Annotated in this window: 8 protein-coding genes; 4 read left to right on the plus strand and 4 right to left on the minus strand. The window is 67.0% G+C overall.

The window, feature by feature from the left end; translation table 11 throughout:
• Positions 1–63 precede the first annotated feature (63 nt).
• The 4 genes from WAL33_RS00005 to WAL33_RS00020 form a co-directional block, all read right to left on the minus strand.
• Entirely contained in the window at positions 64–594 is a 531-nt protein-coding gene (locus tag WAL33_RS00005) for a dihydrofolate reductase family protein (protein WP_422177248.1), read from the minus strand.
• Between the two features lie 72 nt (positions 595–666).
• On the minus strand, positions 667–1,020 hold the full coding sequence (locus WAL33_RS00010; protein WP_422177250.1) for a DUF2200 domain-containing protein: 354 nt from the start codon (positions 1,018–1,020) through the stop codon (positions 667–669).
• Between the two features lie 85 nt (positions 1,021–1,105).
• Positions 1,106–1,786, minus strand: a complete 681-nt coding sequence (locus WAL33_RS00015; protein ID WP_422177252.1) for a DUF3313 family protein — start codon at positions 1,784–1,786, stop codon at positions 1,106–1,108.
• 142 nt (positions 1,787–1,928) lie between these two features.
• The gene (locus tag WAL33_RS00020; protein WP_422177262.1) at positions 1,929–2,414 is read right to left on the minus strand and encodes a YcgN family cysteine cluster protein; all 486 of its coding nucleotides are present in this window, start codon (positions 2,412–2,414) and stop codon (positions 1,929–1,931) included.
• Positions 2,415–2,497: 83 nt separating this feature from the next.
• Between WAL33_RS00020 and WAL33_RS00025 the strand changes: the two genes are divergently transcribed.
• The 4 genes from WAL33_RS00025 (at position 2,498) to WAL33_RS00040 (ending at position 10,678) form a co-directional block, all read left to right on the plus strand.
• Positions 2,498–4,600 (plus strand): PBP1A family penicillin-binding protein, encoded by a 2,103-nt coding sequence (locus tag WAL33_RS00025; protein WP_422177254.1) that lies wholly within the window; start codon positions 2,498–2,500, stop codon positions 4,598–4,600.
• A 463-nt stretch (positions 4,601–5,063) separates the two neighbouring features.
• Positions 5,064–7,883 (plus strand): TonB-dependent receptor, encoded by a 2,820-nt coding sequence (locus WAL33_RS00030; RefSeq protein ID WP_422177256.1) that lies wholly within the window; start codon positions 5,064–5,066, stop codon positions 7,881–7,883.
• Positions 7,884–8,093: 210 nt separating this feature from the next.
• Positions 8,094–8,729, plus strand: a complete 636-nt coding sequence (locus WAL33_RS00035; RefSeq protein ID WP_422177258.1) for a transposase — start codon at positions 8,094–8,096, stop codon at positions 8,727–8,729.
• A 104-nt stretch (positions 8,730–8,833) separates the two neighbouring features.
• On the plus strand, positions 8,834–10,678 hold the full coding sequence (locus tag WAL33_RS00040) for an ABC-F family ATP-binding cassette domain-containing protein (RefSeq protein WP_422177260.1): 1,845 nt from the start codon (positions 8,834–8,836) through the stop codon (positions 10,676–10,678).
• Positions 10,679–10,737: the final 59 nt, after the last annotated feature.

Raw genomic sequence — 10,737 nt, forward strand, 5'->3', positions numbered from 1 at the left:
GGTCCTCATCCTGAGCTTGTCGAAGGACGAGGACCACGCACCGCATTCGAATGTCGATCGGCCCTAGGCCGGAACATAGGTCAACCTGATCACGTCCTCGCCCATCGGATCGCTGGCCGCCAGGCGCAGCCGCGGTCGCGGGCCGGCGAAGAACGGCGTGCCGCGTCCCAGCACGACGGGGTGGAGGTAGAGCCGATATTCGTCGATCAGACCCAGGTCGGTCAGGCTTTGGGCCAGGGTCGGTCCGGAGACGGCGATCTCCCCGTCATGCCGGGCCTTCAGCGCGCGGACCGCCGTCCCCAGGTCGCCCTCGACCAGCGTGGCGTTGGGGCCGACGGACTTCAGCGAGCGCGACACCACCCATTTGGGCTGGTTCCGCCACGCCGTCGCGAACTCGCGCCGCGCCGCGTCCCAGTCCGGATCGTCCTCGTCCCAATAGCGCATGATCTCGTACATGCCGGCGCCGTAGACGCTGCCGGCCACGCCGCCCACGCGCTCGATCCAGTGCCGAAAGAGCTCGGGGCCGGTCTGAAATTCCTGGTGGTCGACATAGCCGTCCAGGGACAGGTTCATTCCGAAAACGAGCTTGGCCATGCCGCAAGACCCCCAGCGCCGGTTCGCCACGATAGGCCCAGCCGCCGCGATGCGGAAGCGGGGTCGGCCGCCTCAGGCCCGCAGGATCTTGGCCATCGCCTTGCCCTTGGCGAGCTCGTCGACCAGCTTGTCCAGGTAGCGGATCTCCCGCATCAGCGGCTCGGCCACCTCTTCGACGCGAACCCCGCAGACCAGGCCCTTGATCTCGGCGCGGGCGGGATTGAGCTTGGGCGCCTGGGCGAAGAAGGTCTCGAAGTCCGATTTCGCCGCGAGTTGGGCGGCGAACGCTTCCGGACTGAACCCCGTCAGCCAGAGGATGATCTGATCGACCTCGGCCTTGGTGCGTCCCTTCCGCTCCGCCTTGGCGACGTAGAGCGGATAGACGCTGGCGAAGCTGGTTGTGTAGATCCGGTGCTTGGTCGTCACGATCCGGTCCCCTGCGCCTTGAGCGTGTTGAACACCGCTAGCACTTTCGTGTTCCGGGCGCAGGCCCGACCCCGGCGACGGACGCCTATCCGGCGATCGGCGACAGGGCCTTCAGTTCGTCCAGGCCCTTGACGCTGTTCTTGGCCCAGGTCTCGACCTGCCGGCTGAAGTCGGCGCGATTGGTGACCCGGTTGCGCCATTCCATGGTGAAGTCGTCGACCGTGCGGTCATCGACCACCCGGCCCAGCAGGGATCCGGTCACCGAGTCCCGCGCCTCCATCACCAGGGTGATCTCGCCGGCGTCGCGGCTGTAGGTGCGCACGTTCATCGCGCCGGCGACGTCGGGCGCGCGCACGACGATGTCGATCAGCGAGGTGCGCACCCGCAGGACGTCAGGCGCCGGCTCGGTCACCACCGGATAGCCGCCCGCCGTATAGGCCTTCTCCAGGATCTGGCCGGCGGACTTGCGGCCCTCGTCGGCCATGCGCTGGATATCCTTGTCGGTCACCTGCATGTCGGACGGTCTGGAGGCGCTGTTGTAGTCGCGCTGCCAGTTCTTCTCGAAGGCGATCTCGGTCGGGTCGAGGATCACCTTGGAGTAGACGCGGAAGTCCGCGCCGGGCCGCACATAGACCTTGTCGAACCGCTTGGCCTTGATCCTGACCAGGCCGTCCCACTCGGCCGACGGCTTGTCTGCCAGGGCGGGGCCGGCGGCGGCCATGGCGAGGCCGCCCAGGGCCATCACCGTGAAATGACGTCTGTCCATGTGAGCGCTCCACATCTTCTCCGGCGAGACGATCCGGCCGGGAGGCCAGACTGTCTATCGGTGCAAACCCCTTGTCGCGTCCGGGCGCATACTGATGCGCGCCGGCCCGCCCTGGACGGACGCCGGCAGGAAGCCTGAGCCCTCAGTCCTCCGGGTCGTAGATCACGTCGCTCTTGTCGTACATCAGGTCGGTGGCCACGAAGTCCATGGCGTCTTCCGGATCGGCGAACGACAGCTCCGACACCGTCTGGTCGCGCACCGAGATGCCGGCCTTATGGGTGCTCTCCGGATCGCCGGTGATCAGCGGATGCCACAGCGGCAGGCTCTTGCCCTCGTGCAGCCGGCGATAGGCGCAGGACGGCGGCATCCATTCCAGGTTCTGGATGTTGTGCGGCGTCAGCTTGATGCAGTCGGGCACGGTCTTGCGGCGGTTGGGATAGTCCTTGCAGGTGCAGCGGTGCTCGTCGAACAGCTGGCAGTGCACCCGCGTGGGGATGATCTCGCCGGTGTCTTCGTCCTCGAAACGGACCAGGCAGCAAAGGCCGCAGCCGTCGCATAGACTCTCCCACTCCGGGACGGTCATCTGGTGTAGGGACTTCGTCTCCCAGAAAGGTTTGCGCGCCATGATCCCGGCGTCCTAAACCCAAATCGCCCGCCCTTCAAACAAGGATGGCAAATAGGGATGGGAACAGACGGGACCATGGCGCCGACTTGAACGACCAGACACCGCCCAATCCGCCCCCAGGGCCGCCCCCAGGGCCGCCCCAAGGGCCACCCCGAGCGCCGCCCCAGGGGCCGCCGCCGGAAGAGCCCTTCCGCGCCGACCTCAAGCACGCCAAGGCCAGGAAGGGTCGCTGGATCCTGTGGGCCCTGGTCGCGGCGGTCCTGCTGGCCCTGGCCGGCGCGGCGGCCGGCGGCGGCTATGTCTGGTCGAAATACCTGCGCGACACCCCGGCCCTGCCCTCGCGCCAGGCGCTGTTTTCGGCCAACCGCTCGCCCGGCATCCGGTTCGAGGACCGCACCGGCCAGGTGATCGCCAGCCGCGGCCCGCGCTATGGCCAGCGCATCACCCTGGCCGGCGTGCCCGACTATGTGCCGCTGGCCTTCCTGGCCGCCGAGGACCGGCGCTTCTACAAGCACGGCCCCATCGACCCCTACGGCATCGCCCGCGCGGCCTGGATCAACCATCGGGCCGGGCGCACCGTGCAGGGCGCCTCGACCCTGTCCCAGCAGCTGGCCAAGGGCCTGTTCCTGACGCCCGACCGCACCGTCAAGCGCAAGCTGCAGGAGATGCTGCTGGCCTACCGCCTGGAGCAGGTGCTGACCAAGGACGAGGTGCTGGAGCTGTACCTGAACCGGGTGTTCTTCGGGGCCAACACCTTCGGGATCGACGGCGCCAGCCGCACCTATTTCGGCAAGCCGGCCAGCCGGCTGACCCTGTCCGAAGCCGCCCTTCTGGCCAGCCTGCCCAAGGCTCCCTCGCGCCTGGCCCTGACCCGCGACATGACCGGCGCCCTGGCCCGCTCGCGCCTGGTCCTGGCCAATATGCGCGGCGAGGGCTGGATCACGGCCGACCAGGAGCGCCAGGCCCTGCACGACACGCCGCGCCTGTCGCCTTCGGCCGTCCAGGACGAGGACGACTACGGCTGGGTGCTGGACTACGCCACCGCCGAGGCCGTGCGCATCGCCGGCCAGAACGCGCCCGACCTGGTGGTGCGCCTGACCATCGACCCGCGGCTGCAGCATGTGGGGGTCGAGACCGTCCGCCAGGCCATCGCCCTGGGCGGCGGGAACGCCGGAGCCCGCCAGGCGGCCCTGCTGTCGCTGTCGGCCAACGGCGCCGTGCGGGCCATGGTCGGCGGGACCGACTATATCGAAAGCCCGTTCAACCGCGCCGTCCAGGCCCGCCGCCAGCCGGGCTCGACCTTCAAGCCGTTCGTCTACGCCGCCGCCCTGGAGAGGGGCGTGCTGCCCACCGACATCCGCGTGGACGAGCCCGTCCAGTTCGGCGACTGGAAGCCCGAGAACTACGCCGGCGGCCATCGCGGCCCGATGACCGTGCAGGACGCCCTGGTCAATTCGATCAACACCGTCGCCGTCAAGCTGGCCCAGGAGGCCGGCGGTCCGGCGATCGGCGACCTGGCCCGGCGGTTCGGGATCACGACCCTGCCGTCCAACCCCGACCTGTCGGTGGCGCTGGGGACGTATGAGGTCAACCTGCTGCAGCTGACCTCGGCCTACCAGGTGTTCCAGCAGGGCGGCTTGCGCATCCAGCCCTATGTGATCGAGAGCATCGCCACCCAGGGCGGCGACCCGATCTTCACCCACGCCGCGGCGCCGACCCAGCTGGCCAGCGTCTACGACATCAGCAAGGCCAGCATGATGGTCAAGATGATGAAGCAGGTCGTCGAGGTCGGCACCGCCAAGCGGGCGGCGTTCGGCTGGCCGGCGGCGGGCAAGACCGGCACCAGCCAGAACTGGCGCGACGCCTGGTTCGTGGGCTTCACCGCCGACTACGTCACCGGGGTCTGGGTGGGCAATGACGACGACAAGCCGATGAACAAGGTGGTCGGCGGCGACATGCCCGCCGACATCTGGCGGCGCTACATGCTGGCCGCCCACGAGGGGCTGGCGGTGCGCGACTTCCCCTGGCTGCTGCCCGATCCGGAGATCCTATCCACGCCCGATCCCCGCAACGGCTTCTACGAGACCCTGGCGGCGGAGTTCGCCCGCTCGGCGGCGGAACTGGCGCCGGCCGGCCCGCCCGAGGGCGCTCCGACGCCCGACGCCGCACCGGAACAGGCCCCCGACTAGGCGGTCGATCCCTGCGATCCCGCAGCCGTTTCGGGCCGCGCCAAACAGCCTGAAATCAACCTTTTGTGCTGTTACACATATCGAAAATCGATCTTCGAATATCGACTTTCGATGAGCAGCGTTATAATAATTACGGCCGTGAAGGCATTAGAGTTCAGATTGCAAAGACCTCGAGGCCTTTCGCTTACAGCAAAGTTTAGAAATCGGTGATTTTCCTGCATCGTATGTCACGGCTGACATCTAAAAGACCCATTCTCGCCGTATTTCCACCTCGTCAGTTGCTTGGATGTGACAGGTGTTCGACATATTGATTACATAACGGCGTCGGCGATTGACGGCCGTCTTTGGCGGCTCCTATCCCAACGGCAACCGGGGACGGAAGCCCACCGGGAAACCTGAAACTGACAGGGCGAAGGACGGGCCGGTCGATACGGTCCAAGCTTGCACGCCCGGAGGGACCGACATGAAATTGCAGATCACCCGCGGACGCCTGCTGGCGACGACGATGATGGCGGGGGCCGCGACCTTCGTCGCCTTCGCCGCTCAAGCGCAAGACGCCGCCCAGTCGACCGCCCCGGCAGACAACGAAGTCGAAGCCGTCGTCGTGACCGGTTCGCTGCTGCGCCGCACCGACACCGCGACCCCCTCGCCGGTCACGGTCCAGACGACCGAACAGCTGAAGGCCCAGGGCATCACCACGATCGCCGACGCCATCCGCAGCCTGTCGGCCGACAACTCCGGCTCGATCCCCGCCGCCTTCGGCAACGGCTTCGCCGCCGGCTCAACCGGCGTGTCGCTGCGCGGCCTGTCGGTCAACTCGACGCTGGTGATGATCGACGGCCTGCGCAACGCCAACTACCCGCTGGCCGACGACGGCCAGAAGGCGTTCGTCGACCTGAACTCGATCCCGTTCAACGCGGTTGAGCGCATTGAAACCCTGAAGGACGGCGCCTCGTCGCTGTACGGCGCCGACGCCATCGGCGGCGTCGTCAACGTCATCATGAAGACCAACTACCAGGGCATGAGCGCCGACGCCTCGATCGGCACGTCCGATCACGGCGGCGGCGACCAGTACCGCTTCAGCGCCGACTTCGGCTACGGCGACCTGAACAGCGACAAGTACAATGTCTACGGCGACTTCGAGTACCAGCTGGACAAGCGCATCCGCATCGACCAGCGCGGCTTCCCGTTCAACACCAACGATCTGACCTCGATCCCCGGCGGCCAGAACAACAACCCGCAGGCGGGCGGCAGCACCTTCTACGGCAACGTCAAGCCGGCCATCCTGACCGAGCCGGGCAACCTGGCCAGCGGCCAGGCCATCGGCGGCGTCGGCAACGAGTGGCGCCCGCTGCGCGGCTGCGCCGCCGACGCCCCGCTGACCGTCGATCCGCGCCTGGACGACGACACCGGCGCCTCGATCGGTAGCTACTGCGCCCAGAACATCGCCACCTTCGGCGACGTCCAGCCCAGGCAGGAGCGCATCGCCACCTACGGTCGCTTCACGATCAAGCCGAACGACAACCTCGAGGCCTACCTCTCGGGCAGCTTCGTGCAGAGCAAGACCTCGGTCACCGGCACCCCGGTCACCATCTCGGCCAGCACGCCGCACAACCTGAGCAACATCGTCCTGCCGATCACCCTGACCGACGGCAGCCTGAACCCGAACAACCCGTTCGCGGCGGCTGGTCAGTACGCCCTGATCAAGTACCGCTTCAGCGACCTGCCGGCCAACGCCGAGTTCACCAACCGCATGGCCCGCATGGTCGCCGGCGTGAAGGGCAACACCCACGACTGGGACTACCAGGCCAACCTGGTGATCGCCCACGGCTGGCTGGAAAGCGCCCAGAACGGCTTCGTCAGCTACACCAACCTGATGCAGGTGATCGCCGACGGTTCGTACAACTTCATCGACCCGTCCAAGAACAGCGACGCCGTCCGCAAGGCCCTGTCGCCGACCCTGGCCAAGACCTCGACCTCGGACCTGGACTCGATCAGCGTCCAAGCCTCGCGCCCCGTGTTCGCCCTGCCGGGCGGCGACGCTCAGCTGGGCTTGGGCGGCGAGTTCCGCTACGAGGCCACCAACGATCCGGCCTTGAACCCGGTCAACGACGCGCAGGGTCTGGGCAACGCCAAGACCATCGGCAACCGCACGGTCGCCTCGGCCTTCGCCGAACTGGGCATGCCGATCACCGAGCAGCTGGAGGTCAACGCCTCGGGCCGCTACGACCACTATTCCGACTTCGGCGACAACGTCTCGCCGAAGCTGGGCGTGAAGTTCAGCCCGACCAAGACCGTCGCGCTGCGCGGCACGATCTCGAAGGGCTTCCGTGCGCCCAGCTTCTCGGAATCCGGTGACTCGGCGGCTCAGGGCTTCACGACGTTCTCGTTCGACGACGCCTCGTTCGACGCCTTCCGCGCCGCCCACGGCGACAACGAGTACACCAAGGACTACTCGCTCTCGCAGATCACCACGGCCAACCCGGACCTGAAGCCGGAAAAGTCGACCAGCTACACGGTCGGCGCGGTGTGGGCTCCCACCCGCAACTTCAGCGTCTCGCTGGACTACTATCACATCAAGAAGACCGACGTGATCGCCCAGGCCGCGCCTGGCGCGGCTCTGGACGCCTACTACGCGGGCGAAGCCATCCCGGCCGGCTACACCGTCATCGCCGATGCGGTCGATCCGGACCACCCGACCGCCCAGCGCCGCGTGCTGTCGATCGCCTCGCCGTACATCAACGCCGACTCGCTGGTCACCAGCGGTCTGGACCTGAACGTCCAGGCCAGCTTCTACCTGCCGTACGACGTGAAGTGGACGACGAACCTCGACGCCACCACCCTGTTCGACTTCAAGTACACGCAGGACGGCACGACCTATAACTACGTCGGCAAGGAAGCGCCGTACGCCCTGTCGTCGGGCGCCGGCACCCCGAAGAACCGCCTGTCGTGGAGCAACACCTTCGAGCACGGTCCGATCCACGTGACCGGCACGATGAACTATGTCAGCGGCATGCGCGAAGTCGACGACAGCGCCGCCAACGGCTGCCTGTACGGCGACGACGACTTCTACTGCCGCGTGAAGTCGTTCACGACCGTCGACCTGACGGGCTCGTACGACGTGACCGAAAAGGCCAGCGTCTACGCCGACGTCATGAACCTGTTCGACGCCGGCCCGATGTTCAACCCGGCCAACTACGCCGCGGTGAACTGGAACCCGACCTACTCGCAGTCGGGCATCGTGGGCCGCTACTTCCGGGTGGGCGTCCGCCTGAAGTACTAGGTCGCAGAGATCTCGCGTACGGGAGCATCAGTCCGCTCCCGATGAGGTGGAAGGGGGTCGTCCGAAAGGACGGCCCCTTTTTCTTTGGGGCGGAGCGGGGACGCACCGCACAGACGGGGACATGCCCTTGGGCGTGTCCCCGCGCTCATCCTGAGCGCCTTGCCTTACGAGTGACGATGGAACAAATTAAGAACAAATTAGAGGAAAACCATGCCGAGACCGCCGCGCGTCGTGATCCCCGGCATGCCCCACCACGTCATTCAGCGGGGAAACCGCCGACAACCAACCTTCTTCGGTCCCGATGATTATAGGACCTATCTAAACATCGCCGCCGAAGCCTTCGCGGCGGCCAAGGTCGAGGTATGGGCCTATTGCCTGATGCCCAACCACGTCCACCTGATCGCCACGCCCGAAACAGAGGAAGGTTTGGCCAAGGCCGTGGGCGCCACGCACCAGCGCTATACCTGGCTGATCAACCAGAAGCAGGGTTGGACCGGTCATCTCTGGCAGGGTCGCTTCGGGTCCTCTCCAATGGATGAACCCTATTTTCTCCTCTGCGCCCGGTATGTCGGCCTCAACCCCGTTCGGGCAGGCTTGGTGGTAAGGGCCGTCGAGTGGCCGTGGTCCAGCGTGAGCGCGCATCTGACGGGCGGGGACGACGATTTGCTATCGCCCGCGCCCTTGGCGGCTCTCCTGGGATCCGAGATGGCGACGTTCTTTGACACTGATGTTCCGGCCCGCTGCCGACAGCGATTTCATGACGCACTCGGGTCCGGCCGCTCGCTGATACACACGAAGGACGGTGATCCGGCTGGGGACACGCCCAAGGGCATGTCCCCGTCCTAGTCCGCCCTCTGTCCCCGCGACAAGAAAACCCCCCGTCCCCTCGCCTCCCCTGCTATAGGCCCCCATCTCCTCCCCTTCCCGCCGATAGTAGACACACCCCGATCATGGCTTCCCCTCTCCGCGCCTCTGGCAAGGCCCCTGTCCTGGCCCTCAAGGACGTCCGCCTCGCCGATGGCGCCAAGCCGCTGTTCGACGGCGTCGACCTGGCCCTGGAGCCGCGGGTCCGCGCCTGCCTGGTCGGCCGCAACGGGGCCGGCAAGTCGACCCTGCTGAAGATCCTGGCCGCCCAGGGCGTCGAGGCCGACAGCGGCGAGCGCGCCGCCCAGCCCGGCGCCAAGATCGTCTATGTCAGCCAGGAGCCGGACATCACCGGCGAGACCCTGCTGGACTACTGCACCGCCGGCGGCGCCGAGGACTACGAGGCCCACGCCACCCTGGCCGACTTCGGCCTGGACTTCACCAAGAGCACGGTGGGTCTGTCGGGCGGCGAGCGTCGCCGCGCGGCCCTGGCCCGGGCGTTCGCCGAACAGCCCGACGTGCTGCTGCTGGACGAGCCGACCAACCACCTGGACATCTTCGCGATCCAGACGCTGGAAGAGGAGCTTGCCGGCTCCAAGTGCGCGGCCCTGATCGTCAGCCACGACCGCGCGTTCCTGAACCGCGTCACCCAGCGCACCTTCTGGCTGGAGCATCGCAAGGTGCGCCGCCTGGACAAGGGCTTCGCCGAGTTCGAGGTCTGGAGCGAACAGGTGCTGGCCGCCGAGGCTGACGAGGAGCGCCGCCTCAACAAGCAGCTGGAGAAGGAAAACGCCTGGCTGGCGCGCGGCGTCCAGGGCCGCCGGGCCCGCAACGAAGGCCGCCGCCGGGCGCTGATGGAGCTGCGCGGCCAGAAGAAGGACCTGCAGGCCGACAAGCGCGGCAGCATGACCCTGGCCGTCGAGAGCTCGGGCACGTCCGGCAAGCGCGTGGTCGAGGCCAAGCATGTGACCAAACGCTTCGGCGACCGGGTGATCGTCGAGGACTTCTCCACCCGCATCCTGCGCGGCGACCGCGTGGCCCTGGTCGGTCCGAACGGGGCCGGCAAGACCACCCTGGTGCGCATGCTGCTGGGCGAGATCCCGATCGACGCCGGCGACATCAAGCTGGGCACCAATCTGGAAATCTCCTACGTCGACCAGAACCGCATGGCGCTGTCGGAGAAGATGACCCTGTGGGACTTCCTGACCCCCGGCGGCGGCGACTCGATCCTGGTGCGGGGCATCCCCAAGCATGTGGCCGGCTACGCCAAGGAGTTCCTGTTCACCGAGGCCCAGCTGCGCCAGCCGGTCACCAGCCTGTCGGGCGGGGAACGCAACCGCCTGCTGCTGGCCCGCGCCCTGGCCACGCCGACCAACCTGATGGTGCTGGACGAACCGACCAACGACCTGGACATGGACACCCTGGACCTGCTGGAAGAGGTTCTGGCTGATTTCGAGGGAACCCTCATCCTGGTCAGCCACGATCGGGACTTCATCGATCGCCTGGCCACCTCGACCATCGCCATGAACGGCCACGGTCGCGTGCTGGAGACCCCCGGCGGCTGGAGCGATCTGATCGACCAGGCCCCGGACTTCTTCAAGGGCGCCCGCGGCGCGGCCGGCGACTTCGCCACCGGCACGGGCTCGAACAAGGCGGTGATCACCCCGTCCGCTCCGCCCGCGCCGAAGAAGACCGTCAAGCTGTCCTACAAGGACCAGCGGCGTCTTGAGGAGTGCGAAGCCCTGGTGGCCGCCTCGCCCAAGATCATCGCCGACATCGAGGCCAAGCTGGCCGATCCGGGCTTCTACGCCCGCGATCCCAAGGGCTTCGACAAGATCATGAAAGACCTCGACAAGGCCCGCGCCGACCTGGCCCAGGCTGAGGAGGACTGGCTGGCGCTGGAGGAAAAGCGCGAGACGATGGCGGGGTAGGGTTTCTGACGGTGAGCGAATTCCTCGTCCTTCGACAAGCTCAGGATGAGGAATTCGAA

The organism is Caulobacter sp. (genome assembly GCF_049283275.1).
In the GTDB taxonomy this organism is placed as follows: Bacteria; Pseudomonadota; Alphaproteobacteria; order Caulobacterales; family Caulobacteraceae; genus Caulobacter.